Here is a 24,423-nt window from a genome sequence, read left to right as displayed (position 1 = left end):
GGTTTATTCAAGAATCAATGGCGGAGGACAGAAAATCGGACCGATGTTAAAAAGGCTGCATCGCCATTTATGCAATGCAGCCCATAAACCTTATAGATGATCATGCTCAGAGAATGGTTGATGCAGGCTCAGCATGGAGCAGCTCTGAGATGGTATTGCCTTCTCCCATAATGACTACCTTTGGTTTATGGGAATTTACTTTTTCCTCAGGGACAAGGGCATAAGAAATAATGATGACTGTATCGCCGACCTGGACAAGCCTTGCTGCCGCCCCGTTCAGGCAGACTACGCCGCTTCCCCGTTCTCCGGGGATGATATATGTTTCAAATCTTGCCCCGTTATTGTTATTGACGATTTGGACTTTCTCATTATCAGCCATTCCTGCCGCATCCAGCAGGTCTTTATCGATTGTAATGCTGCCCACATAATTGAGATTAGCTTCTGTCACCTTTGCACGGTGGATCTTTCCATTCATCATGGTGCGGAACATGTCTTTTCCTCCGATCAGTTGTTAGACTGCAATGATTATATTATCTATCAGGCGTGCATGTTTGAATTTCACGGCGAGAGCAATGATGATTGTGCCTTCTGCTCTATCTATCTCTTTTAACTCCGGATAAGAAAGAATCTCAGCATAATCGATGATCCCGGAGCTCTCTTCCGTTATCCTGCTGCGGATGGACGCTTTAAGCTGCTGTGCATCCTTCGTTCCTTCCGCAATCGATCGGGCTGCTTCTGACAGGCTCTTGTATAAAACCGGTGCTTCCTTCCGCTCTTCCGGGAGAAGCTTTACATTCCGCGAGCTTTTGGCAAGGCCGTCCGGCTCCCTTACCGTTTCCCCGCCTATTATCCTGACAGGAAAATTCAGATCACGTGCAAGGCTCTCTATCACTGCCAGCTGCTGTGCATCTTTCTTCCCGAAATAAGCGTTATCCGGGGAAACGATATGAAATAATTTAGAGACAACAGTCGCTACTCCATCAAAATGGCCGGGTCGGGATTTGCCGCACAATACATCGGTCTTTCGGTTTACGGCTACTGAGACGGAGGGATTGCCTTCAGGATACATGTCTTCCGGGCCTGGGCAGAAAAGGTAATCGGCCCCTTCGGCTTCTGCCAGATGGGAATCCCGCTCAAAGTCCCTTGGGTAAGAGTCCAGATCCTCTGTTGGGCCAAATTGAAGCGGATTCACAAAGATGCTCAGAACCATCACATCATTTTCTTTTCTCGCCCGCTTCAGCAGGGAAAGATGCCCTTCATGCAGATATCCCATTGTAGGCACAAACCCTATTGTACGCCCTGCCTTTTTTTCATCCAGCATGAGCTGCTGCATTTCTACTGGTGATGTAATGATTTTCATGATTTTCCTCCATAAAGTCCTGCCAGCTCTTCCTCTTTCATCGTATAGCTGTGCTCCCCGCCTGGGAATAATCCGGCCTTCACTTCAGTGATATAGGCTTTTAAGCCCTTTTCTGCTTCTTCATCCATGTTTGCATACCGCTTGACGAACTTCGCTATCCTTTCTGTCCCGTACGACAGCACATCATGATAGACAAGGACCTGTCCATCCGTCCCCGCTCCAGCCCCGATCCCGATGACAGGAATCCTCAGGATTGAGGAGATATCTTCAGCAAGCTGTTTTGGCACACATTCAAGCACAAGCGCAAATGCGCCCGCCTCTTCACATCTTTTAGCTTCGCAAATCAGCTTTCTGGCTGCTTCAGCATCTTTACCCTGGACTTTATACCCGCCAAGAACACCCACTGACTGGGGAGTGAGGCCAAGATGGGCGCATACAGGGATGCCTGCTTTCGTTATGCTTCTTATCTTGTCAGCCACTTCTTCCCCGCCTTCAAGCTTCACTGCCATCGCGCCTGTTTCCTGGATCAGCCTGGCTGCATTGAGCAGGGTATCACGTTCAGGGAGATGGTAGCTCATGAAGGGCATATCAATGACAATGAAAGTATTGGCCGCCCCTCTTTTTACCGCTTTTCCATGGTGTATCATATCTTCCATCGTCACCGGGATGGTCGATTCATATCCCAATACCGTCATACCAAGCGAATCTCCGACAAGGATCATATCCATTCCGGCTTTTTCCGCCTGCCTGGCTGCCGGATAATCATAGGCAGTCAGCATCGCGATTTTTTCGTTCTTTTCCTTCATCTTAGAAAAATCCGTTGTTTGCTTCATCCTTCTTCCTCCCATTCGCAAGTACGGGCCTGAAGAAGACCCGCCTCAAGACTCAGAGGAGACAAAACAAGTGAACAAAAAGCCGGCATATAAAAAAGGATCCCTCAAAAAAAAGCAGAAGGATCCTGTCGCGTCTTGGCTTCATTATTCGTTTCATCCCTCTGTCCCGGTCCATATGCTGGATCTAGGCAGAAACTATTCAATATAAAATGATAAAAAGGTGCAGTTCATTATGATACTGCCCATTTGAATTATATCAAAAACGAAAAAAGTTAGCTAATAAAATCATGAGTCCAGTTCAATATCAGCAGAGTAGACATGGTGGATTTCCCCAGCTTCATCTTCAATTCTAAGAACTCCTTCCTCAGTGATCCCTAAAGCCTTCCCGCTGATGCTGCCTGATATCGTCCTTGCTGTAATCTGCTTTCCAATGCTGACAGCATAGCTTTCCCAAAGAAGCCGGATCGGATAAAAGCCTTTTTCCATATAAAGCTTGTACAAATTCTCCAATTTCTGCAGGACAACCCTGATCAGCTCTGCCCTCGAAAGATTCCCGCCCTTTTCTATCGCCAGGGAAGTCGCTGTGCCCCTCAGCTCCTCCGGATAATCCTCAAGCTGCTGGTTCACGTTGATGCCGATCCCGATAATGATTGAGAATATACGGTCTGCTTCCGCCTGCAATTCTGTCAGGATACCTGTAACCTTCTTGCCGCCAATGAGAATATCATTCGGCCATTTGATCTGCGGGGAAAGGGCCGTGCATTCTTCAATGGACTGGACGACGGCAACCGCTGCAAGGAGAGTCAGCTGCGGTGCGCGCGGAAGCGGGATCTCCGGCCGGAGGATGACGCTCATCCAAATTCCTGTATATTTCGGGGAATGCCATTTCCTGTCCATCCTCCCCCTGCCGTTAAGCTGTTCTTCCGCCACTACGATCGTACCTTCAGGTGCGTCATCGTACGCGAGCCTGTGCGCAATTTTCTGCGTCGAATCTACGCTTTCCTCATAATGGATTTCTGTACCGAGCAAGCTGGTTTTCATACCAAGGCGGATTTCATCGGCAGTCACCTTCTCTGTTGTCTTCACAATCCGGTAGCCTTTCCTCCGCACCGCTTCAAGCTCAAACCCTTCGCGCCTCAACTCTTCGATATGCTTCCAGACAGCTGTCCTGGAGCAGCCGATCAGGTCTGCCAGATACTGGCCGGACAAATATTCCCCCTTGCTCTCCGTAAAGGCGGCAAGCAATTTTTTCCTCAGCTCTGATTGCACTCCAGCCACCCCCTTATTTCCTCTTTTTTATTTGCCAGACGTCCGGAAATAATGCTCTTTTCAACCTTGCCCAGCAATTCCTTCACCCAGGGCCCGCCTGGCTGTTGGAACCATTGGATCAAATCATTCCCGGTAACATCCAGCTCCTTTGTACTCCGTATCGGAAGTGAAGCATATAAACGGGCAGGAACTTCCTCATCGGCGCTGTCATCCCCCGCCGCCGCCAGAACCTTCTCTGCATTCCGGGCAGCCTCTGCCCCCGCCTCATAAACCGATTCAAGTGTCCAGCTCTGCTCTGAGCGGTACTGAAGCCAATAAAGTATCTTGCATATATGCCTGATCTTTTTTACAGGCATTTTCCAGCTTCTCAAAAAGGCTTCTGCGGTCCTGTAATCATGGCCTAGAGCAGCTGACAGCAGAGTCCATCTTTCTTCGGATACAAGCCCGCTGCCCAGCTTCCCGGCAAATGATATCAACTCCTGCTTTTTCCCTGCCAGTCCCGGGAGATGCTGTGAGAGGCCTGTTTCTGCCATGATATTAAGCGCCATAAAGCTGTTTTCGCCCGCAAGCAGCTTCTCAAATTCTGAAAGCTTTCTTTCAACCGCAATCTTCTCAAGAAGATAAGCTCCAGAATTCAGCGCCTCATAAGTCTCTCCATCTATTTGGAAAGAAAGCTGGCTGGCAAAACGCACGGCTCTCATCATCCTTAAAGCATCTTCATAAAATCGCTCCAGCGGATTCCCAACGGTAGCAATCCTTTTGCGGCGGATATCCTCCTGGCCCCCGAAAGGATCAATGATGCGGCCGTCCTTTGCCATTGCCATGCTGTTCATTCTGAAGTCCCTGCGTTTAAGATCCTCATCCAGGGAACGGATAAAGTCCACTTTAGACGGCCTGCGGAAATCTTCATACTCCGACTCAGACCGGAAAGTGGTGACTTCATAGCTTTCCCCTGCGTAAAGCACTACGACCGTCCCATGCTCAATACCGACATCCGCTGTTCTGGGGAAAATGCCTTTGATTTCCATCGGGGTGGCCGAAGTCGCTATGTCCACGTCAGAAATATCCTTTCCGAGCAGATAATCCCTGACAGATCCACCTACAAAATAGGCTTCATAACCGGCAGCTTCGATCCTTTCCAATACAGGTGACGCCTTTAAAAATACCGGATTCATATTATCCCTCATTTAACATTTCAAAATAAAGCCTCTCATACTCGCTGACTATTTGTTCGGCGCTGAACTTTTCCCTTGCAGTCTCTACTGCCCGATGTGAAAAGCTTGCATGCTTATCTGCATCCGCCAGCAGCCCGGCTGCTTTTTCTGCCATGCTCCCGATATCGCCAAGTCTGCAGATATATCCTGTTTCGCCGTCTGAGATCACTTCAGGGATTCCCCCGATATCTGTCCCTATGCAGGGAACACCGCACGCCATGGCCTCAAGCGCCACCAGGCCGAAGCTTTCTTTTTCAGAAAGGAGGAGCATCAGGTCGCTGATGGAATAAAGCTCTTCCACTTTATCCTGCTTCCCGAGAAACAGCACCTTCTCCTTCAGCCCGAGCTCTTTGACCAGCTTGCAGACATTGGACATTTCCGGACCGTCGCCGACGAGGAGGAGCTTGGCAGGCATTTCCGACGCAATCCTGGCAAACACCTTTACAACATCCTGCACTCTTTTGACTGCACGAAAGTTAGAGACATGGATGACCGTTTTTTCTTCTTCAGCTATCCCATATTCTTTTTTCAGATGATCAGAGTCAGTTTTCTGGTATACTCTATGGTCTATGAAATTATAGACAGCCTGAATTTCTTTTTCAGGATGTATCAAATCATTTGTTTGTGATATAAGAGATTTGGAAACAGCTGTCACCCTGTCAGACTTTTCGATCCCAAAGCGGATGCTGTCTTTCAGTGACGGCTCATATCCAAGGACAGTGATATCTGTGCCATGAAGCGTAGTGGCAATTTTCACATCGCGTCCGCTCATCTGCTTGGCAAGGATTGCACATACAGCATGGGGAACAGCATAGTGGACATGCATCAGATCAAGCTTTTCCCTGTTGATCACCTCAGCCATCTTGCTGGCCAGGGCAATATCATACGGCGGATATTGGAAAACAGAATACTGGCTCACTTCCACCTGGTGATAAAATATATTATGATACATCCGATTCAGCCTGAAAGGAAGGCTGGAAGAAATAAAATGTATTTCATGCCCTCTTTCGGCAAGGAGCTTTCCAAGCTCTGTAGCGACGACCCCTGATCCACCGACTGTCGGATAGCAGGTGATCCCGATTTTTAATTTTCTTGTCATGCTTCTCCACCCAATAAATCTTTATGTATTAGTACCGGCTTTTTAGATATGAAGCCTTCAGCGTATTCTACTCCCGCTTCTCTCCCATACAGCCTTTCCCTTGCTTCTACATTTTCGATATAGCCATTTACAAGCGGAGTGTCTGCTGAATCCTCCGTCCTGACAAACTGGCTCTCATACGCCCTCAGGCTCGCAAGCTTTTTGTCCATATAATCTGACACATCAATGATAAAATCAGGCTGATGGAAGCCGTTGATCATATAGAAATGAAGCCCGTTTACTTTGTGCGGGGCTAATCCGCTTTCAGGGTCTGCCCTGCGGATGCCTGCTGAAAATGCGGCTTCTTCCACGATTTTTGCACAGTTGCCATGATCTGGATGCCTGTCTTCAAAATATGGCGCAAAGATGACAGCTGGCCTGTAAGTCCTGATTATCCTCGCGACAGCAGTAATAGCCTGTTCATTCAGCAGCAGCCCCCTGTCTGGCAGTCCAAGGTTTTCCCTGACAGAAACACCCAGGATGCCGGCTGCCCTTTCCGCCTCTTTTTTCCTGGTTTCTACAGTTCCGTTAGACGAAAGCTCCGCACCAGTGAGGTCGCAGATGCCAATCTTTTTTCCTTCAGCTGCATACTTGGCAAGCGACCCTCCCATCCCGATTTCTACATCGTCGGAATGGGCGCCAAAAGCAAGGATATCCAATTTATCCTCTATCATAGAACCTCACCGTCTTCGCTCTTCACAATTTTCCTCCAGTCCAGGTCGCCTCTTTCCAGGCCCTTTACAAGCAGCTCAGCAGTACCCATATTGGTGGCCAGCGGGATTGAATATACATCACACAGGCGGACCAATGCTGAAACATCCGGCTCATGCGGCTGTACAGTCAGCGGATCCCTGAAGAAGAATACGAGATCCATTTTCTTATTGGCAATCAGTGCCCCGATTTCCTGGTCCCCGCCGAGCGGGCCTGATTGAAAGCGGGTAATTGCAAGGCCTGTTGATTCCATGATCCTTGAGCCGGTCGTCCCTGTCGCAAAAAGGGAGTGTCCCGCCAGAATATCTTTGTAGGCTGTTGCAAAGCGGATGATATCATCTTTCTTTTTATCGTGTGCAATCAAAGCGATGTTCATCATAGCCCCTCCCTTTATTCCATGATATTTTCAAGTCCGTAGACAAAGAGGTCTGTTTTCATAACAGTCTCTACAGCAAGCTTCACACCGGACATGAAAGAGGCCCGGTTATATGAGTCATGCCTGATCGACAGGGTCTGGCCATCTGACCCGAACATCACCTGCTGATGGGCAATCAGACCAGGAAGGCGGACTGAATGAATGCGCATCCCCTCGTAATCAGCACCCCTCGCCCCAGCCAGCGTTTCTTTTTCGTCTGGATGCCCCTGCCCTTTTGCATCCCTTGCTTCAGCCATCATTTCTGCTGTTTTCACAGCTGTACCTGACGGAGCGTCAAGCTTCTGGTCATGATGCAGCTCAATGATCTCCACATCACTGAAATAGCGGGCTGCCATCTGTGAAAACTTCATCATTAAGACAGCACCCAGGGCGAAGTTCGGGGCGATGATGCATCCCAATTCTTTTTCCCGGCATGTTTCTTCCAGTTCTTTCAGATCTTCCCTGCTGAAGCCGGTCGTCCCGACCACAGGCCTTACTCCAAATGAAAGGGCAGTCCTTGCATGGTGCATGCCTGCCTCTGGGGTTGTAAGGTCGATCAGTACATCAGCTTCTGTCTGCCCCAGACAATTGGCCAGGTCTGTATAAATCGGTACATCTGTTCCAGTGAATCCATCAAGGTCACTGAGCATTTTCCCTTCGAATTTATGGTCTACCACCGCTTGAAGGGAGAAATGGCCGGTATTCAGCACAAGCTGAACGGCTTCCCTTCCCATCCGGCCGCGCGGCCCCGCAATCACAATTTTTATCTTATCCATCAGAATCTCTCCTACTCTTCAATTCTTGTCCAGCGGTCTTTGTCCCGCGTATTAAATTTATTCATTACCCTGTCATGGGCTTCCTGCAGATCAATATTCATTGAATTGGCAAAGCAGATAAGGACAAACAGCATATCCCCCAGCTCATTTTCAATGGTATTGTCTTCTTCTGTCGATTTCTTTGGCTTTTCCCCGTAATGGTGATTCACTTCCCTGGACAGTTCACCCAGCTCTTCCGTCATCCGTGCAAGCATGGCGAGCGGACTGAAATATCCTTCTTTAAATTGGCTTATGTATTCATCAACCTCAGCCTGGAGATCTTTCATCGTTTTAAGATTTGATTCCATCTGGAATAGTCACCTCAACTTCCGCCTTCCTGAGCCTTTTGCATAAAGCAGCAAATTAGGCTTATCTTATAGACAATAGATGCTTTTTCTCTATCATGTTAGCCTAACAGAACAGCTTTTTACAAATATTTTTGACCGTGAGGCAGCTGCTGTTCTTTCCGGTTCATTATTGCTCTGTCATCTTTTATTTTATATAATCTTATGGTGATAAAAACAGGAAAAGAGGGAAAAAAGTGCAAAACGGATTAAAAATCAAGAATATATTATTCATCCTGCTGGGTTCAGCAATCTTTTCTTTTGGAATTGTTCATTTTAATATGCAGAACAACTTGGCCGAAGGCGGTTTCACCGGCATTACCCTGCTCCTTTTTTTCCTATTTGAATGGGATCCCTCCTATACGAACTTATTGTTAAATATACCATTATTCTTTATAGGCTGGAAATTGCTCGGCAGGAATTCCTTTTATTACACCATGATCGGCACGTTCAGTGTTTCCCTTTTTCTTTGGATCTTTCAGCGCTATATGATTGACATGCCGCTGAAAGAAGACCTTACTCTTGCTGCTCTTTTTGCCGGTGTTTTCATCGGCATTGGCCTCGGCATCATTTTCCGTTTCGGCGGAACAACCGGCGGAGTCGATATCATAGCAAGGCTGGCCCATAAATATATAGGCTGGAGCATGGGAAAAACAATGTTTCTTTTCGATGCCTGCGTCATTACATTATCGCTCATTTTCTATCTGACGTACCAGGAAGCGATGTACACACTTGTCGCTGTATTCGTAGGTGCCCGGGTGATCGATTTTATGCAGGAAGGCGCCTACGCCGCAAGAGGTGCAATGATCATATCGGATCAGAACGAAGCCATCGCCAGCAGGATCTTGAAGGAAATGGATCGCGGGGTGACGGTCCTGAAGGGGCACGGCTCCTTCACCAAACAGGACCGGGAAGTCCTTTACTGCGTAGTCGGCAAAAATGAAATCGTGCGGCTGAAAAACGTGATCACCTCCGTCGATCCGCATGCCTTTGTCACAGTCAGCGTCGTTCACGATGTCCTCGGCGAAGGATTTACATTGGACGAAAATAAGAAGCCGATTGAGCATTAGAAAAGCGGAGCGCGCTGCTCACAAGAATAAAGAAAACCAGCCTGAATGGCTGGTTTCTTAATTTCTTAATCCTGCCTTTGCATGCCTGTAAAGATCATGATCAAGCGCAATAGCTCCAGAACCGCAACTGCAGCGGCTGCCACATAGGTCAGGGCAGCAGCGTTGAGGACCTTCTTCGTTTCCCTTTCCTCATCATTGCGGATGACACCGAGTGAGACGACTTGATCCATTGCCCTGTTCGAAGCATTGAACTCAACCGGGAGGGTAACCACCTGGAAGAGGACGGCCGCCGCCATGAAGATGATCCCCAAAAGGAGAAGGCCGCTCAGCTCAGCAAAAATACCTACCATGATCAGCACCCAGGAAAAATTCGAACCAATGCTCGCAATCGGCACCAGCGAATGGCGGACCCGGAGGAATGCGTAATCCTGCTGGTCCTGCATGGCATGGCCAACCTCATGGGCAGCTATTGCAGCTGCAGCGACAGAATGGCCATGGAAGTTCTGCGACGAAAGCCTCACCGTCTTGGTCCGGGGATCATAATGGTCTGTCAGATGTCCCCTCGTTTCCTCAACATTGACATTATACAATCCGTTGGAATCCAGGATCCTTCTTGCAACCTCGGCACCCCTCATATGTGAAGAAGCTGGTACCCTGGAATATTTGTTATAGGTGCCTTTTACCTTGAACTGCGCCCAGATCGGCACGAGGATGATGATTGCAAAGTATATCAGGAAATCCATGTAATTCCTCCCATTCATCTCTCTGCTGTAATTTAATCTATTGTATTTTTTCTGCTGAATGGTGTCAATTTTTTAGCTCTCTTTTTCTGCTCTTCTCTTTGTCCTGGTCACCCTTATATTTTCTCCAGCCGACATAAGATAATGTAAGGATGATGATGCTTCCTGTAGAAATAATGACCCACCAGAGCGAAGGATCGGCCTCGTCGTCAGTCATTTCATCAAAAAGCGAGGATAAATCTGCTTCAAGGGCATCCAACTCCTGCTGGCTCGAGGTCTGGCTCACCACCTGCGGCCGGTAATGGTCTATGAAATTGACCCTGGTATCCAGCTGCTGAAGCCTGTCTGCCTCAAGGTCGACTTTAAGGGCAGGGTAGATGACGCTGTATAAGGTCAAAAAGGAATTCAGGCCTGAATGGAAAGCCTCGCTGTCGCCTGCATGGGCAGCCTCCTTCATCCCCCCGAACACATCCATGATCGGATCCTCCATTTCCGTCCATAAGGGCTGCCTGCTGGAGGCGATTGCATCAATAACCAGCCTGAACCTTGTTACTCTATTCATCCGCTCTTTATGGTTCATATCAATGCTGGCCGCTGCTTCCACTGCTTCATCATGAGCATTGGAAACGATTCTAAGCTCATCCATATTGAACGGCCTGGCCTGTACATTCCCGGACAGAAACTGGTCCGAAAAATAATCCAGTATCTTTTTTGCCTCTTCGTATTTTTGGATTTTGACCATCTGAAGAGCTTCATCAGAGAGCATGTCAAGTTTGTCCATCGAAGAGGAAGGCTGCTCTGCATATGCATATATGGAAAAAGGCATTAAAAGATAGATCAAAAACATGGATACGGCAATTTTTGCTTTCAATATTGTCCCCCCCCTGCAATTACTATTAAAAATGTATGAGAGGTTGGACAAGGTTAGACCAAAAGTTCGTGCTTGGCAGGGATCAATTTTAGGAATAGCCATGTTAAGCTTTGCTGTTGTTTTGTCATTCAGCTGGCTTATCCCAACAGCTGAAGATGTGTAAAATGGAGTTTTACACCCATGATCCCAAAATCAGCATGAAACACTAACAAAACCTAAGAAAGAAGGCTTCCAAAATGGAAGCCTACTCAATCGTCAATTTTGTGCGGCCGGGCCTGATGGAGAACCAGTACACAAGGAACAGGGAGAATATACTCAGCCAAAAAGTAAAATAGCCAATCTCCGGTGTATATAAGTTCAGCACAGGATAACGCGGAAGCATAAAAAATACATAGTCAATGACATCATTATGGAGCGTCCATACGGCAGCAATAATCAGATGAATCCACTTGATGCGGTAAAAGGGCGAATACAAGATTCCCTGGATTGCCATCGCAGCGTGGGATCCGATCAGCATCAAGGCAATAGGATCGAGTTCCCCAGTCACTTTATACACAAGCAGATTCATAACTACTGCCCAGACACCGTATTTAAAAAGCGTCACAGCTGCCAAAGCCTCTAAAAGGGGCCAGTTCCTTCGCATCAGGAAGGCAGCAAGGACAAAACAAAAAAACAAGCTGGCCGTCGGACTATCAGGTACAAACGCCAAAAAATGCGGCGGTGTATCCTTCAGCTGCCATCCGTACCAGTAATACCCATACACCGTTCCGGCAATATTGACCACAAGGAGCAGCCATAATACCGAGCGGTTCCCCAAAATAGGATAAATCCACTTCATACCATACCCTCTTCTCTCTATCATTATGGCTATATTTTATCACAGAGGAAAATAAAGGGGGGAACTTTCCGCTATAACGTGCTGCAGCTGTCTTAGACTGGCCTTAATTGTGACCTGCCGGATAAGTGTGCCCGCAGATGTATTTTCCCCTTAACAGCAGCAGGATAATAGACAAAGACTATTATTATCTAAATGGCTGTTTAAAATTGCATAAATAAAAGAAAAAAGAAGCCGGCAATATACCGGCTTCTCTTCTATTATTTACTTTCAATGCTTGAAATGAACTCAGAAAGCTTCTGAAGCTCTTCGTCAGTTCCTTTAAAGATTCCCGCAGGCATGGCACCTTTACCTTCTTTAGCGATTTTCGCCACTTCTTCAGGAGAAAGGCCAGTATCGATCAGGGCCGGAGCACCGGCTCCACCTGCCAATTCACCGCCATGGCAGCTGATGCAGCCTTGCGCTTCATAAATCTTATAGCCTTCTGCTTCTTTATCGATTTCCGCTTCAGCAACGATCTTACCTTGCTGCTCTGCAGCTTCCCAGTCATGGTTCGCCACAGATTCCCAAGTAAGATAGAAGATGCCGGCAATGGCAAGCAGCATGAAGCCTGTTGCCAGAGGACGCTTCGATGGGCGCCTCTCAGGGCCGCGGTCGATGAATGGAGCAAGCATCAGCGCTCCGAAAGCCAATCCAGGAATGATAAATGCCCCGATGACATTATATGGTCCTGAAGCATAGCTGTACTTTAATAGTTGGTATAAGAACAAGAAATACCAGTCTGGAAGCGGAATATATGCTGTATCGCTCGGATCTGCTATTTTTTCAAGCGGAGACGGGTGAGCGATGGTCAAACATAGATATCCGATCAGGAAAACGGCGCCGACCATCCATTCCTTCAATAGGAAGTTGGGCCAGAATGCTTCCGTTTTGCCAGGGTACTCCGAGTAGTCTTTCGGAATATTCGGTTTACGGTTTACAGGGACACGGGAGTCGCCTACAAACTTCATACCTTTTCCACGATGCATTGAGCATTCCCCTCCTTTTCAGTTAGCAGTAATGAAGTTGAATTTTTACAACGGTCCAGAAATACCCTGCTTACGGATCATCAGGAAGTGGGCACCCATCAATCCCAGGAGAGCTCCAGGCAGGAAGAATACATGGATCGCAAAGAATCGTGTGATCGTCTGGGCTCCGACAATGTCAGTGCTGCCAGCCATCAGCGCTTTCAGCTGGTCGCCGATAAGCGGTGTGGATTCAACGATTTGAAGTGTAACTTTGGTTGCAAATAACGCTTTCATATCCCAAGGAAGAAGATAGCCTGTCAGGCCGAGCGCCAGCATGACGAAGAAAATAAGCACTCCGACAACCCAGTTCAGCTCACGAGGCTTCTTGTAAGCCCCTTGGAAGAAAACACGTAACGTATGTAGGAACATCATTACGATGACCAGGCTCGCACCCCAGTGGTGCATGCCGCGGACAATCTGCCCGAAAGCAACCTGATTTTGCAGATAATAGACAGATTCCCAGGCATTCTTAATATCCGGCACATAATACATGGTCAGGAACATACCGGATAAAATCTGGATCACTGTGATGAAGAAGGTCAAACCTCCAAAGCAGTAAACGAAAGCCGAAAAATGATGGGCAGGGTTTACGTGCTCAGGTACTTCATGGTCTGCAATATCCCGCCACAAAGGCGTAATATCCAAACGCTCATCGACCCAGTCATAAATTTTGTTTAACACTTATTACGCCCCCTTTCGCGGTTCTGCTTTTCCTAATAATAGGAAACCATCTTTTTCTTTTGTAGGATACACGTCCAGCGGTGCTGCCGGCGGTGTTCCAGGCACGTTTGTTCCATCCTTCGTATAAAGCCCGCCATGGCATGGGCAGTAGAAGTGGTCTGGATTCGCCTTGTCTTTGTTCCAGTCAACAACGCAGCCCAAATGCTTACAGATAGGAGATAAGGCAACGATCTCCCCGTTTTCATCCTTATAAACCCACGCTGTATTCGATACCTCAGAAGAATACCAGGCATCCTGCTGTTCGAATTTAAAGTCGACCCGAGTAGGTTCAGCAGTGATTTCGCTTACTTTTTGCGGTGTCGGAATGAAGTCTCCTCCCTCGCTTTTCTGCAGTATAGGATCCACTGCAAAACGGACCATCGGCATCAGCATGCCGGCCGCCATGAAACCGCCTACACCAGTAAGTGTATAGTTCAGGAATTGACGTCTTGAAACACGATGTTTGCTCATACATTTCCCCCCTCTATCATGAAATCAAGTCCAACGGACAAAATTCTACACAATATAAAACTAGGACATAACAATGATATATCAATCTTTAGACAAGGTCAATAAAATCTGTAGGCAAACCGGCTGGTCGCGGCGGTTTTTCAGGAATTATTCACCAGCCTGCCATTTTTGTACTAATAAATTCATCAGCTGCTTGACCTGGTCTTCCAGTACAGAGTTTCTGTAGGTATCGTCCATATGCTCCAATGGCAGGGATGGCAGCCAGAGCAGAGATCCCCCAAGCTCCCCTTCAGCCATTTTCCACCCGCTGTCCGAGGTCAGATAGAACACATGCTTGAAGCCGCTTTCCAGGACAGCGGACTCCCATTTCTTAAGCTCTCCGAGATGCTCATAAAGGCCAGAGTCAGATTTAAGGTAGGAAAAGCCCGGCAGCATCATAAGCCTTCCTTTAAACTGCCTTTCCATCTGATAAGAAAGCAATGTGACAAATTCAGCCATCGAGGCAGCCTGCTTCATATCCTCTGTGAATGTCACGGGCAAAAGCGGGATGACAGCCGTGTCAACATACTCTTTTGATTTTAAATACATTTCAATATCCTGCGGAATCCACTTCATTTTCACCACTCCAAATCGTATAGCTTGCCTCATTATTTTACCATAACTTCCTGCTGCTGCCGAAAGCATTGCTAAAGGGGCACCCGCCCGGATGCCCCCTTGATCAGTCCAACTATTCTTTTATGCTTTCACCATAATCATCTTCAGTTTTTCAGTAAGGTGCTTAAATGTTTCTTTATCGCCTTTATCCAGTGATTCATCGATCAGCTGCATCAGTTTTTCTCTTTGAAACTTAGCCAGGCTTTCTGAAAGGAAGCGTTCTGCGATCAAACGGTCCTTCTCGCTGACCTGGAGGGTCTTTGGCATGAACGGATTTTCCTCAAGTACAGCCGCATACTGATGGGCTTTGTTGGAGGCATGAAAATTGAGCTGGATGAAGATATCTTCCTCCCTGTTCAGCCTGATATCATGGAATGATTTCTCGGCATCTGTTGTCATGACATTCTCTTTGTAAAAACGGAAAGGGACTTCATCAACGCAATGAGTTGACATCACGAGGCCTCTTGGACAATATTGTGCCTGCTCCACAAAATGCACCCGTTCCATAAGCTGGTCATGGCTCATCAAATAATTTAAAATCCAAACGCATTCGCGCCGTTTCAATTGATAATGGTTTAAGAACCAGCGGATAAAATCTTTTTTCTCGCTGACAGATACAGGGGTCGCCACCATTTGTTCCCTCCTCTGCTTGCAACTGAATTTTTGTTATGCCTTTTCTTACATCAGATCGCCGCTAAGCCTCTGGACAATATCGAGATATTCTTCGTTGCTTGGATCCTGCTCAAGCAGTTTCTTAAAAATTTCGGCAGCCTCTGCCCATTTTCCTTCCTCCATCAGAAAATATCCATAGTCTGACAGAAAGTCTGACTGTTCTTTAAAATAAGTATATGCTTGCTGGTATTTGTTTAATGCCAGGGAATATTCTTCAAGCTCCTGAAGGGCGGATGCTGCGTCCCAAAGGAACTGGGGCTCTTCCTCTTCCTGTGCTTCCATCGTGTCCACGATGTCAAGAACATCACGGTACCTTTCCTGCTTGATGAAAAGCTTGTTGAGTGTCAAAGCCGCTTCGGTGAACTCAGGATCCAGGACGAGTGCCATACGCAGCATGTCCTCTGCCTCGTTTTCGCGTGCAAGCTTCAAAGCAAGCCTGCCGCCATAGAAGAACAGATCCTTATTGAATTCATCATGCTTGATTCCTTCCTGGACTGCCTCAAAGCTGTTTTCCAGCTCTTCTTCACGCTCATAGGCCCGTGCGAGATGAAGATACAGGGAATGGTATTCAGGATCAAGCTCCTTCACTTCTCTGAACTTCTCGATGGCAGTCCTGTGGTTCCCAGCCTGCAGGGCGGTGAATGCGTAGCTGAAAAGGGTATTGATCTCCAGCCTGGCTTCAAGTGCCTTTTCATAAAACGGGATCGCTTCCTCAAATGCCCCGCCGGCACTGAGTGCCTCGGCCATTCTCTGATTCACATTTGTTCCGGCAATTTCCTGGCTTGATTCAAGAACTTTCTCATATGACTTTATTGCTTCTATGAATTTCCCTTGCTCCAGATATAATTCACCAAGTGCAAAATCAATGATGACCTCTTCATCCAGAATGGACTTAGCCTTTAAAAGCTTCTGCTCGCTCACTTCATATAAGCCCTCCATCTGGTACAGATCAGCTAAAAGGAGCAATGCCTGCGGATAGCTTGGGTCTTTCTCAGAAATCCTCTCAAGGACGAGCATGGCTTCCTCTTCATTCGCGAGATCAATATGAAGCTCAGCCAGGAGGACAAGCAGTTCGCCTTCATCCGGATAAGATTCAAGCAGCCTTTCAATCAGTGCCTTTGATTCCTCAAGCAATCCAAGCTGGAACAGTTCCTCCCCCAGCACAAATCTTTCCTCATGGGAACCGCTGTCCAGAATCTGTGCATAGTCCCTAAGTGCCTCTTCATGCTGTCCATTTTCTAATAGCGAAATTATTTTATTAACTTTGTCCATTGTTATTTCCTTTCATGACTAAAGATGGTTGCAGATATCATTTGAAAACAGGCTGGGTTCAGCTGGCGGAAAGTTCCGCATGAAGCCTTTTTGTGCATTCAGGTCAAATGACTGCCCAGTCCGTTATACTGTAAAAAAAGCCGGAATCTTTATTATAACACGCTCTCCATAGCCCGGACAGAATCTGAAATATCCGCCTGCCCTGATAATTATTCCCTTATGGGCCGTTATGGCAAGTCTATGATTATAATAATGAAAGAGCTCCGATTCTTCAATGTTTCTGTCTCCTCCATCCTTTACGTATAAATTGTAGCTTACTTCCCCTCCTTGCCTGATATCCCCTTTATGGGGGCAGATGCCCATCAGGGCCAGATGCTCTCTGGAGATTGGCATTTTTTCCTGCAGTTCTTCCCCGAGGTGCACCAGTTTTTCTTTTAGCATCAGCTGCTTCCAGAAGTTTTGAAGCGCTTTCTTTCCTTTTGCATCCGCTGTTTTGAAAACAGGCACAAGCGGGCAATTGTATGGAAAAACAGCTTCCCTTATCCATCCCCAGGGAACCGCCGACAGCTCTTCTTTGCTTTCAGCTTCCACAAAGATGGCCGGTATTTTTTCTGTCCGGCATTTTCTGATGAAAGAAGGCGACAAGAGCCTGGCAGGAACTTTGACAGCTATCACATAATCGGCCGGAGAACTGATCAAACTTGACTTTACGGTTTTTATTCGGGAAAACAGCCGGGATTCCTGCTGCACTTCCGCAAAAGTTAAAAAAGATGTGATCCCCTTCATAAGCATTTCGCTGATAAAATAGCTTTTCTGCTCTGAAAAGGGCATGTCCAGCGGAGGTGCAGGATCATACATGACTTGAGCAGGCGCCATAATATAATCTTCCGCATTCATTCTCATGAACGAATAGCGGGGAAAAGAGTCCCTGATGCTGGCTATTTTCCCTCTTTCCACAAGAAGTGAAGCCTTCTGAAGTGTTTGCTGCTTGAGAATATTGGCATTCTCAATAATATATGCCATAATACCACCCTTTTAAATGGTCTTATGACAAGCTATGAAATAATCTTAGATTTATGTTTGAAAGATTTTGAGCCTGGGAGGGTGTATGGGGAAGGAAATTTTGACAGGCTGGAAAGATTGCGGGAAATCAGTCCAGGATTACAGCAATAAGGAGCAATATTTCTCTAACAACAGAACATGGCTTCCCTCCAACCCGCTTTAGCATGTATTGATTAACTTCCATGGCTACGCTCTATTTCACCAGCTCATGCATTGATTAACTCCTATTCGATGCATGATTCACCTCTAACTTACCAGCTCATGCATTGATTATTAAACCTTACCAATCACAATCTTCCCGCTCACAATGCTGACCTGTCACGGGAACCCCACAGCCAGCCATTTCCCAAATCACGCAAAAAAGGGCCCGGTCGTCCCGAACCCCCATGTATTTAACTTCCTCCCCTTATCCGATCAGTGACTCCAGATGGTCAAAAAATGCCGGATAGGAAACTGAAATGGCTTCAGCCCCAGAGAGAGAGACTTCCCCGCTGCAGATAGCGGCACCGATGGCGAGCATCATGCCGATTCTGTGGTCGCCATGGCTGGAAACATTTCCGCCTTTCAGCGGAGTCTTTCCGTTGATGACCATACCGTCAGATGTTGCCTCAATATCCGCTCCCAGCTTTTTCAGCTCATTGACAACCGTATCTATCCGATTGGTTTCCTTGACTTTCAATTCCTCAGCATCTTTAATGACCGTTTGCCCCTCTGCCTGCGTTGCCAGAAGCGCGATTATAGGAATTTCGTCGATCAGCCTAGGAATGATATCTCCTTCGATGACCGTTCCCTTTAATTGAGAGAATCGGATGGTGATATCTCCTGCAGGTTCTGCACTCCCGTTATTGTACGGAATAATGGCCATGTCAGCCCCCATATTTTGGAGAACTTCTATAATGCCCGTCCTTGTCGGATTCAGGCCGACGTTTCTGAGGACTATTTCACTGCCGGGAATGATTGCACCAGCAGACAGGAAAAACGCTGCAGAAGAAATATCCCCGGGAACATGCACCTTTGCCGCTTTCAGATGCTGCCCGCCGTGCAAACGGACTTCCCGCCCTTCTGAAACAACTTCTCCGCCGAATTGGCGGATCATCCTCTCAGTATGGTCGCGCGTCTTTGCCGGTTCTATAAGAATGGTTTCCCCGCTTGCCTGGAGACCGGCAAACAAAAGGGAAGATTTCACCTGGGCGCTGGCGACAGGCAGCTCGTACCGGATGCCCTTCACCTCGCCGCCCTGGATGGAAAGCGGAGTAAATTCTCCGCCTTTTCTCCCTCTTATTTGCGCACCCATTTCTGATAAAGGGATAGAGACGCGTGTCATCGGCCTCTTGGCAATCGACTCATCGCCAGCCAAAACGGCATGGATGGGAAGACCTGCAAGAATGCCAAGCAAAAGCCGTATTGTAGTGCCTGAGTTCCCGACGTCCAAAACTTCACTCGGCTCCTTAAGCCCTTCAAAGCCTTTTCCATCGATGATCATTTTGTCTCCCTCGTTTGTGATTGAAACACCAAGCTTGCGGAAGCATGATACAGTGCTTAAGCAATCCTCCCCCATCAGGAAGTTGGTTACTTCAGTCCTGCCTTCTGCGATTGCGCCAAACATGATGGAGCGATGGGAAACGGATTTATCACCCGGAATATCAATTTCGCCCCGGAGGCTGCCTGTATTTGTTTTCAATATAACTGGTTCCATTCTTCATCACCTTTCGTCAATTGCTTATTACGGCCCGGCAGAGGTTTCATAGGCGGTATAATGATGAATGCATGCTGCCGCCCGGTCCCTGTCCTCTTCCGTCTGAAAACTGATCACAAGCACACCGTATATCTCCTCCCTTGTCTCAAGGATTCTGATATTGGTTATGCTGATCTCTGCTTTGGCCAGATAGCCGGTGATTTCAGAAATGACCCCGGGATAGTCGGGGACATCAACGAATAAATCATAAAACGCAGGAATTGCACCCTTTTGCTTCTGGGGCAGGTCATCCCTGAATTGCTTGGCGCCCTCAAAATACTGCCGGATATCCTCAGAGCTTTGATTTTCCAGCATCACTGCCACCCGCTCCATTTCCGCCTGCCAGCTTTCCAAAAGCTTCAGGAGTACTTCCTTGTTAGCAAGAAGGATATCCCTCCACATTTCAGGGCTGCTTGAGGCAATCCTTGTAATATCACGGAATCCCCCTGCAGCAAGCCGGGGAACCAGCTCATGTGAGCGGCTTTCCTTTTCAGCCTGATGAACGAGCGAGGCTGCTATGATATGGGGAAAATGGCTGATGATGCCGGTCAGATAATCATGCTCTTCCGGTGATACCTGGATGAATTTTGCTTTTGTCCCTGCAAGCCATTCTTTTAGCACCATGATGTCCTTTTCCTTAACATGGGGCTCTGGCGTAAGCAGATAAAATGCGTTCTCGAATAAAATTTCCTTCGCTGCGATCACACCGCTTTTATGGGAGCCTGCCATAGGATGGCCTCCGATGAAGACGATTCCCTTTTCTTTAAGGCCTGCAGCACTTTTAACGACTTCTGCCTTTGTACTTCCTGCATCAGAAATAATCACGCCTTTTTTCAGCTGCATTCTGCCCAGTCTGGCAAGTATATCGGCAGTTACCTTCACAGGCGCAGCCAGCAGGATCACATCCGCCTTTGCCGCCCCTTCTTCAATGCTGTCCTCAGTTTCATCAATTACACCCAGCATCCTTGCGAGCCTGCATTGCTCCGCATTAATATCAAAACCGGCAATGGATGCTTCTTTATGCTGCCGCTTTATGCCGAGAGCCAGTGAACCGCCTATCAGCCCGAGGCCGATAATGAATACGCGGCCTTTCATAAAAATCACCGCCTTTGCCGTGCTGCTCTTTTCTTATCCCTTTGTGTGCTGATCCTTACAGGGCTGCCGCTGTTTCCTCCAAAAATTGGCCGATCAGTTCCATGATTTCTTCATTCTGCTCCTTTGAGCCTATCGTGACCCTTATGGACTGCGGGCAGCCCAGGCCCGCGCCCGAGCGGACGATATAGCCTTTTTCCAGCAGATATTGAAAAACTTCATTGGCATCCCGCTTGAAATCAATCAGGATGAAATTGCCCTGGGACGGATAATAACTAAGGCCGGCCCGGTCGCAAAATGAATAGAACTGTTCCAGCCCCTCTCTGTTCCTGTTCCGGCATTCTTCAACATATTTCTGATCCTTAACCGCTTCAGCCGCAGCCATCTGTGCAAAAGTATTCACATTGAACGGCTCCCTCGCAGGCTCCAGCGCCCTGATGACATCCTCTCCAGCGATGCCATACCCGATCCTGAGGCTGGCAAGACCGTAAATCTTTGAGAAGGTCCTGAGCACAATCAGATTGCTGAATTTTTCAAGCAGGCTCACTGCATGGTAGTAATCATCAGCGACTGCATACTCGCAATAGGCCTCGTCAAGTACCACAAGTATATCTTCCGGCACCTTTTCCAGGAATGAAACAAGCCTGCTCTCGTTTATATAGATCCCGGTCGGATTATTCGGGCTGCAGAGCCATACTACAGAGGTATTTTCATCAATGGCTTCAAGCATCGCCTCTAAATCATGGGCACCGTCTAACAGGGGGATCTCCTTCACTTCAGCCCCTTCAATCACCGCATTGTGCTTGTACTGCGGAAAAGTCGGTGCAGCCATGATCGTACTCCTGCCAGGCCCCAGCAGGGCACGCGAAATGATCTGGATCACTTCATCCGAACCATTGCCGAATATAAGCTGTCCTGGTTCAGTTCCAAGGTGGGAAGCCAAAGTGCTTCTCAGCTCGCCTGCATATCCATCTGGATATTTTGCAAAAATGCCTGAGCTTTTCTGAAGGGCTTTTGCTGCTTCTTCAGAGCATCCGAAAGGGTTCTCATTTGATGCAAGCTTTACAATCTTTTCAAGCCCATATTGTTTTTTTACATCTTCAATAGATTTGCCTGGCTGGTATGGTGTTAAATCCAGCAATTGTTTTTTCCACTTCATTGTATAAACCGCCCCTCCAACTCTTCTTTTCGCTACCTAATTAAAGTAATAAAGATTTTCTTTTATTTTATCATAAGCGCGCCTGTCTGGTGAGAGGCAGAATCATTTCTTTTCCAGGTCGGGCCTTAGGACAACGGCTCCCCCAAGATAAACATGGCTGATCTCCTGCTGGCTCTTTTCTGTATTTGTATGGATCATAACGCGGATACAGAGCGGCAGGGCATCCTGTACAGCCATTTCACGCATGCACATTACCGGTACGTGCTTCCAGCCCTCAAGTGTCCGCATTGCTTTGGCAGGGAACCCCTGGTCTATATCATCTGTCGCTGAAATGAAAACAGAAGCAACATCTTCCGGGGCTATGCTGTTTTCATCTATCATTTTCTTTAACAGGAGCTCTGCTGATGCTGCAATCTCTTCTTCTGTGTTCGATTGCACTGTAATAGCTCCCCTGACACCTCTGATCATTTTTCAGCCCCCTTAACGGCAAACTGCTCCAGCGCTCCCATAAGCTCCCCGTCAGGGATTTCTGAGAGAACCGGATGGCCGATACTATCAAGAAGAACAAAGTTCACCGCTTGCCCGATTGCCTTCTTATCCTGCTTCATCCGAGACAAAAGGTCTGCAGGAAGAAGTCCGGCTGGCAATGAAATGGTATAGCCCAGGCCCATCAGCCAGTCTCGGAATTGCCCGAGTTCAAAATCGAGTCCGCATTTTTCCATGCTGAGTTCCAGGGCATACAGCATCCCGATGACCACTGCTTCGCCGTGTGTCATATTGCCATATCCTGATTCTGCTTCGATCGCGTGCCCGAGTGTGTGGCCAAAATTCAAGAAGGCCCTGACCCCTGCTTCCTTTTCATCCTCGGAGACAAAAGCATTTTTCACCTGTATGCCTTTCGAAAGAATGAACAGCCATTCCTCATCCTTAATATCCTTAAGCGAATGGATATTGTCTAACAGCCAGCTGTAAAAAGAATGGTCCTTAATAAGTGCGTGCTTAACCGCTTCACCAAACCCTGACCTTATTTCCTTATCGGGCAGCGACTTTAAAAAATCCAGGTCATAGACAACAGCTTCAGGCTGATGGAAAGCACCAATCATATTTTTGCCTTCAGGATGGTTGATACCTACCTTGCCTCCCACTGCACTGTCATGCGCGAGTATGGTAGTCGGCACCTGGATGAACGGGATACCCCTCATGAAGGTAGCTGCAGCAAAGCCGGCGAGATCTCCGACTGCTCCTCCCCCCAGAGCGATGACAGCCGACTTCCTATCGAGTTTCTTTTCAAGAGCAGAAGTTAAAGCTGCATAATAGACGTCAAACGTTTTTGCTTTTTCCCCGCTTGGAACAATATGTATAGAAGGATTAAATTCAGCAAGGGCTTCTTTCACCCTGCCAAGATGCAGGGATGCTACTGTCTCATCCGTTATAATCAGCAGGCTGGTCAGGCCGGGAAGCTTCTCTCGCAGCAAGCCGCCCAGTTTTCTCACAGCCCCGGCGCCGATCAGGACAGGATATTCTTTCGAATGTGTTTTAATGGTGATGGTCTCCATTAAAATTCCCTCGCATATTTCCGCTGTGCATTCACACTCTCAATCAGAGCATCCATTCTGTCTGCATAAAACTGGCCGCATATAGCGGAGGCCAGCTCCCAGGCAACAACATTTTCAGCGACAACTGCAGCAGCAGGGACAGCACAGCTGTCAGAGCGCTCAATGCTTGCAGTGAATGGCTCTTTCGTTTCGATATCTACACTCTGGAGCGGCTTATACAGGGTAGGAATCGGCTTCATTACACCTCTTACTACAATCGGCATCCCTGTAGTCATACCGCCTTCAAATCCTCCAAGGCGATTGGTTTTCCTGGTATAGCCATCTTCACTATTCCAGGCTATCTCGTCATGGACCTCGCTTCCAGGCTTGCGCGCCGCTTCAAAGCCCAGTCCGAATTCGACTCCTTTGAATGCATTGATGCTAACGATGGCAGCAGCCAGCTTTGCATCCAGCTTCCGGTCATAATGGACATATGATCCAACGCCGGCAGGCATTCCTTCAACGATTACCTCGACAATACCGCCGATGGAATCGCCATTGGCCTTTGCATCGTCGATGGCCTGCATCATCCTTGGCTCTGCTGCCGGATCAAGGCAGCGGACTGGAGAGTTTTCTGTTTTTTCTTTCACTTCGGCTAAGTTTTCATATGAAGCAGCGGCAGATTGAACGCCGCCGATTTCAACTACATGTGAGGCGATTTCAATTCCCAGGAGACTAAGCAGCTTCTTAGCTGCAGCTCCGGCTGCCACCCTGACGGTCGTTTCCCTGGCAGAGGAACGCTCCAATACATTGCGCATGTCGCGGTGCCCGTACTTGATGGCACCGTTCAAATCAGCATGACCTGGTCGCGGCCTTGAGATTTTCCTCTTTATTTCGCTTTCTTCTTCAGGAGAAACAGGCTCCTGGCCCATAACTTTTGTCCAGTGCTTCCAGTCATTATTCTCTACTTCAAGTGCGACCGGTGAACCTAAAGTGTAGCCATGGCGGATACCCCCGGCAATTTGCACGGTATCCTTTTCAATCTGCATCCGCCTTCCGCGGCCGTGGCCTTTCTGCCTTCTGGCCAGTTCTGCATTAATATCTTCTTCGAGCAGCGGCATTCCTGCCGGCAGCCCTTCAATAATAACGGTCAGCTGAGGACCGTGTGATTCACCTGCTGTTAAGTATCTCAAAACTCTTTCCCCCTTCAACTCATTAAAGGATTATGTACCAATATATCACAAGCACTATCATTAGCATAGCAAAAATTAAGAATTTTTCAGACAGCTGCCGAAAAAAACACTTTGGCCTCTCCCGGCAATACCCCGTCCAGTTTTGCCGTTGATGCCATTTTAGCATGCCTCCGCCA

The 24,423-nt window shown here is 47.7% G+C and carries 27 protein-coding genes; 1 reads left to right on the top strand and 26 read right to left on the bottom strand.

Translation table 11 applies throughout. The features are described 5' to 3' along the window. Positions 1-106: 106 nt before the first annotated feature. From panD to LCM00_RS09960, 10 genes are all read right to left on the bottom strand, one after another. Complete coding sequence (panD, locus tag LCM00_RS10005) at positions 107-490, bottom strand: aspartate 1-decarboxylase (protein WP_224901002.1); 384 nt, start codon at positions 488-490, stop codon at positions 107-109. A gap of 21 nt (positions 491-511) precedes the next feature. Beyond that, positions 512-1,360, bottom strand: coding sequence for a pantoate--beta-alanine ligase (gene panC / locus LCM00_RS10000; protein WP_224900969.1), 849 nt, complete (start codon positions 1,358-1,360; stop codon positions 512-514). Beyond that, the gene (gene panB, locus LCM00_RS09995; protein WP_224900965.1) at positions 1,357-2,193 is read right to left on the bottom strand and encodes a 3-methyl-2-oxobutanoate hydroxymethyltransferase; all 837 of its coding nucleotides are present in this window, start codon (positions 2,191-2,193) and stop codon (positions 1,357-1,359) included. Before panB ends, panC begins: the two co-directional genes overlap by 4 nt. A 285-nt stretch (positions 2,194-2,478) precedes the next feature. Further along, positions 2,479-3,462: a biotin--[acetyl-CoA-carboxylase] ligase gene (locus LCM00_RS09990; RefSeq protein WP_224900962.1), complete on the bottom strand. Its 984-nt coding sequence runs from the start codon at positions 3,460-3,462 to the stop codon at positions 2,479-2,481. Continuing rightward, positions 3,447-4,637 carry a CCA tRNA nucleotidyltransferase gene (locus LCM00_RS09985; RefSeq protein ID WP_224900959.1) on the bottom strand — a complete coding sequence of 397 codons (1,191 nt, stop codon included), beginning with the start codon at positions 4,635-4,637 and terminating at the stop codon, positions 3,447-3,449. Before LCM00_RS09985 ends, LCM00_RS09990 begins: the two co-directional genes overlap by 16 nt. 1 nt (position 4,638) lies before the next feature. Continuing rightward, on the bottom strand, positions 4,639-5,775 hold the full coding sequence (bshA, locus tag LCM00_RS09980; protein WP_224900955.1) for an N-acetyl-alpha-D-glucosaminyl L-malate synthase BshA: 1,137 nt from the start codon (positions 5,773-5,775) through the stop codon (positions 4,639-4,641). Continuing rightward, positions 5,772-6,488 (bottom strand): bacillithiol biosynthesis deacetylase BshB1, encoded by a 717-nt coding sequence (gene bshB1, locus LCM00_RS09975; RefSeq protein ID WP_224900952.1) that lies wholly within the window; start codon positions 6,486-6,488, stop codon positions 5,772-5,774. Before bshB1 ends, bshA begins: the two co-directional genes overlap by 4 nt. Next, positions 6,485-6,901 (bottom strand): methylglyoxal synthase, encoded by a 417-nt coding sequence (gene mgsA / locus LCM00_RS09970; protein WP_224900949.1) that lies wholly within the window; start codon positions 6,899-6,901, stop codon positions 6,485-6,487. Before mgsA ends, bshB1 begins: the two co-directional genes overlap by 4 nt. A 14-nt stretch (positions 6,902-6,915) precedes the next feature. Next, on the bottom strand, positions 6,916-7,716 hold the full coding sequence (gene dapB, locus LCM00_RS09965; protein ID WP_224900945.1) for a 4-hydroxy-tetrahydrodipicolinate reductase: 801 nt from the start codon (positions 7,714-7,716) through the stop codon (positions 6,916-6,918). Between the two features lie 11 nt (positions 7,717-7,727). After that, entirely contained in the window at positions 7,728-8,063 is a 336-nt protein-coding gene (locus LCM00_RS09960) for a nucleotide pyrophosphohydrolase (protein WP_224900943.1), read from the bottom strand. 233 nt (positions 8,064-8,296) lie between these two features. Between LCM00_RS09960 and LCM00_RS09955 the strand changes: the two genes are divergently transcribed. Beyond that, the gene (locus LCM00_RS09955; RefSeq protein WP_224900941.1) at positions 8,297-9,169 is read left to right on the top strand and encodes a YitT family protein; all 873 of its coding nucleotides are present in this window, start codon (positions 8,297-8,299) and stop codon (positions 9,167-9,169) included. A 65-nt stretch (positions 9,170-9,234) separates the two neighbouring features. On the opposite strand, the gene LCM00_RS09950 is transcribed toward LCM00_RS09955, so the two are convergent. The 16 genes from LCM00_RS09950 to aroC all read right to left on the bottom strand — a co-directional run bounded on the left by LCM00_RS09950 (position 9,235) and on the right by aroC (position 24,247). Beyond that, positions 9,235-9,912: a zinc metallopeptidase gene (locus LCM00_RS09950; protein ID WP_224900939.1), complete on the bottom strand. Its 678-nt coding sequence runs from the start codon at positions 9,910-9,912 to the stop codon at positions 9,235-9,237. Between the two features lie 64 nt (positions 9,913-9,976). Then, on the bottom strand, positions 9,977-10,780 hold the full coding sequence (gene ypjB, locus LCM00_RS09945) for a sporulation protein YpjB (RefSeq protein ID WP_224900937.1): 804 nt from the start codon (positions 10,778-10,780) through the stop codon (positions 9,977-9,979). 244 nt (positions 10,781-11,024) lie between these two features. Then, positions 11,025-11,618, bottom strand: a complete 594-nt coding sequence (locus LCM00_RS09940) for a lipoprotein heptaprenylglyceryl N-acetyltransferase LhaT (protein ID WP_224900934.1) — start codon at positions 11,616-11,618, stop codon at positions 11,025-11,027. Between the two features lie 257 nt (positions 11,619-11,875). Next, the gene (locus tag LCM00_RS09935; protein ID WP_224900931.1) at positions 11,876-12,643 is read right to left on the bottom strand and encodes a menaquinol-cytochrome c reductase cytochrome b/c subunit; all 768 of its coding nucleotides are present in this window, start codon (positions 12,641-12,643) and stop codon (positions 11,876-11,878) included. 45 nt (positions 12,644-12,688) lie between these two features. Then, a complete protein-coding gene (gene qcrB / locus LCM00_RS09930) occupies positions 12,689-13,363 on the bottom strand; it encodes a menaquinol-cytochrome c reductase cytochrome b subunit (RefSeq protein ID WP_224900928.1) in 675 nt (224 codons plus the stop codon). A gap of 3 nt (positions 13,364-13,366) precedes the next feature. Continuing rightward, positions 13,367-13,873, bottom strand: coding sequence for a ubiquinol-cytochrome c reductase iron-sulfur subunit (locus tag LCM00_RS09925; protein WP_224900925.1), 507 nt, complete (start codon positions 13,871-13,873; stop codon positions 13,367-13,369). Positions 13,874-14,020: 147 nt separating this feature from the next. Continuing rightward, complete coding sequence (locus LCM00_RS09920; RefSeq protein ID WP_224900922.1) at positions 14,021-14,488, bottom strand: YpiF family protein; 468 nt, start codon at positions 14,486-14,488, stop codon at positions 14,021-14,023. 120 nt (positions 14,489-14,608) lie between these two features. After that, positions 14,609-15,157, bottom strand: a complete 549-nt coding sequence (locus tag LCM00_RS09915; protein ID WP_224901498.1) for a ReoY family proteolytic degradation factor — start codon at positions 15,155-15,157, stop codon at positions 14,609-14,611. A 48-nt stretch (positions 15,158-15,205) separates the two neighbouring features. Beyond that, complete coding sequence (locus tag LCM00_RS09910) at positions 15,206-16,471, bottom strand: tetratricopeptide repeat protein (protein WP_224900919.1); 1,266 nt, start codon at positions 16,469-16,471, stop codon at positions 15,206-15,208. A gap of 123 nt (positions 16,472-16,594) precedes the next feature. Continuing rightward, positions 16,595-17,494, bottom strand: coding sequence for a hypothetical protein (locus LCM00_RS09905; protein WP_224900916.1), 900 nt, complete (start codon positions 17,492-17,494; stop codon positions 16,595-16,597). 445 nt (positions 17,495-17,939) lie between these two features. Further along, positions 17,940-19,229, bottom strand: coding sequence for a 3-phosphoshikimate 1-carboxyvinyltransferase (aroA, locus tag LCM00_RS09900; RefSeq protein WP_224900914.1), 1,290 nt, complete (start codon positions 19,227-19,229; stop codon positions 17,940-17,942). A 27-nt stretch (positions 19,230-19,256) separates the two neighbouring features. Beyond that, positions 19,257-20,363 carry a prephenate dehydrogenase gene (locus LCM00_RS09895; RefSeq protein ID WP_224900913.1) on the bottom strand — a complete coding sequence of 369 codons (1,107 nt, stop codon included), beginning with the start codon at positions 20,361-20,363 and terminating at the stop codon, positions 19,257-19,259. A 55-nt stretch (positions 20,364-20,418) separates the two neighbouring features. Further along, positions 20,419-21,519 (bottom strand): histidinol-phosphate transaminase, encoded by a 1,101-nt coding sequence (gene hisC / locus LCM00_RS09890; protein ID WP_224900910.1) that lies wholly within the window; start codon positions 21,517-21,519, stop codon positions 20,419-20,421. A gap of 102 nt (positions 21,520-21,621) precedes the next feature. After that, the gene (gene aroH, locus LCM00_RS09885; protein WP_224900909.1) at positions 21,622-21,987 is read right to left on the bottom strand and encodes a chorismate mutase; all 366 of its coding nucleotides are present in this window, start codon (positions 21,985-21,987) and stop codon (positions 21,622-21,624) included. Continuing rightward, complete coding sequence (gene aroB, locus LCM00_RS09880) at positions 21,984-23,075, bottom strand: 3-dehydroquinate synthase (protein WP_224900906.1); 1,092 nt, start codon at positions 23,073-23,075, stop codon at positions 21,984-21,986. Before aroB ends, aroH begins: the two co-directional genes overlap by 4 nt. Continuing rightward, a complete protein-coding gene (gene aroC / locus LCM00_RS09875) occupies positions 23,075-24,247 on the bottom strand; it encodes a chorismate synthase (protein ID WP_224900903.1) in 1,173 nt (390 codons plus the stop codon). Before aroC ends, aroB begins: the two co-directional genes overlap by 1 nt. Positions 24,248-24,423 lie beyond the last annotated feature (176 nt).

The sequence above is a fragment of the Bacillus infantis genome, assembly GCF_020171945.1.
Classification (GTDB): domain Bacteria; phylum Bacillota; class Bacilli; order Bacillales; family Cytobacillaceae; genus Bacillus_AB; species Bacillus_AB infantis_A.
Note: the sequence above shows the minus strand (reverse complement) of the source record. Positions and strands in the feature narration are given on the sequence as shown.

Coding starts and splice junctions, on each gene's coding strand:
- panD (WP_224901002.1), bottom strand. CDS start 490: ATGTTCCGCACCATGATGAATGGAAAGATCCACCGTGCAAAGGTGACA.
- panC (WP_224900969.1), bottom strand. CDS start 1,360: ATGAAAATCATTACATCACCAGTAGAAATGCAGCAGCTCATGCTGGAT.
- panB (WP_224900965.1), bottom strand. CDS start 2,193: ATGAAGCAAACAACGGATTTTTCTAAGATGAAGGAAAAGAACGAAAAA.
- LCM00_RS09985 (WP_224900959.1), bottom strand. CDS start 4,637: ATGAATCCGGTATTTTTAAAGGCGTCACCTGTATTGGAAAGGATCGAA.
- bshA (WP_224900955.1), bottom strand. CDS start 5,775: ATGACAAGAAAATTAAAAATCGGGATCACCTGCTATCCGACAGTCGGT.
- bshB1 (WP_224900952.1), bottom strand. CDS start 6,488: ATGATAGAGGATAAATTGGATATCCTTGCTTTTGGCGCCCATTCCGAC.
- mgsA (WP_224900949.1), bottom strand. CDS start 6,901: ATGAACATCGCTTTGATTGCACACGATAAAAAGAAAGATGATATCATC.
- dapB (WP_224900945.1), bottom strand. CDS start 7,716: ATGGATAAGATAAAAATTGTGATTGCGGGGCCGCGCGGCCGGATGGGA.
- LCM00_RS09960 (WP_224900943.1), bottom strand. CDS start 8,063: ATGGAATCAAATCTTAAAACGATGAAAGATCTCCAGGCTGAGGTTGAT.
- LCM00_RS09950 (WP_224900939.1), bottom strand. CDS start 9,912: ATGGATTTCCTGATATACTTTGCAATCATCATCCTCGTGCCGATCTGG.
- LCM00_RS09940 (WP_224900934.1), bottom strand. CDS start 11,618: ATGAAGTGGATTTATCCTATTTTGGGGAACCGCTCGGTATTATGGCTG.
- LCM00_RS09935 (WP_224900931.1), bottom strand. CDS start 12,643: ATGCATCGTGGAAAAGGTATGAAGTTTGTAGGCGACTCCCGTGTCCCT.
- LCM00_RS09925 (WP_224900925.1), bottom strand. CDS start 13,873: ATGAGCAAACATCGTGTTTCAAGACGTCAATTCCTGAACTATACACTT.
- LCM00_RS09920 (WP_224900922.1), bottom strand. CDS start 14,488: ATGAAGTGGATTCCGCAGGATATTGAAATGTATTTAAAATCAAAAGAG.
- LCM00_RS09910 (WP_224900919.1), bottom strand. CDS start 16,471: ATGGACAAAGTTAATAAAATAATTTCGCTATTAGAAAATGGACAGCAT.
- LCM00_RS09905 (WP_224900916.1), bottom strand. CDS start 17,494: ATGGCATATATTATTGAGAATGCCAATATTCTCAAGCAGCAAACACTT.
- aroA (WP_224900914.1), bottom strand. CDS start 19,229: ATGGAACCAGTTATATTGAAAACAAATACAGGCAGCCTCCGGGGCGAA.
- LCM00_RS09895 (WP_224900913.1), bottom strand. CDS start 20,363: ATGAAAGGCCGCGTATTCATTATCGGCCTCGGGCTGATAGGCGGTTCA.
- hisC (WP_224900910.1), bottom strand. CDS start 21,519: ATGAAGTGGAAAAAACAATTGCTGGATTTAACACCATACCAGCCAGGC.
- aroH (WP_224900909.1), bottom strand. CDS start 21,987: ATGATCAGAGGTGTCAGGGGAGCTATTACAGTGCAATCGAACACAGAA.
- aroB (WP_224900906.1), bottom strand. CDS start 23,075: ATGGAGACCATCACCATTAAAACACATTCGAAAGAATATCCTGTCCTG.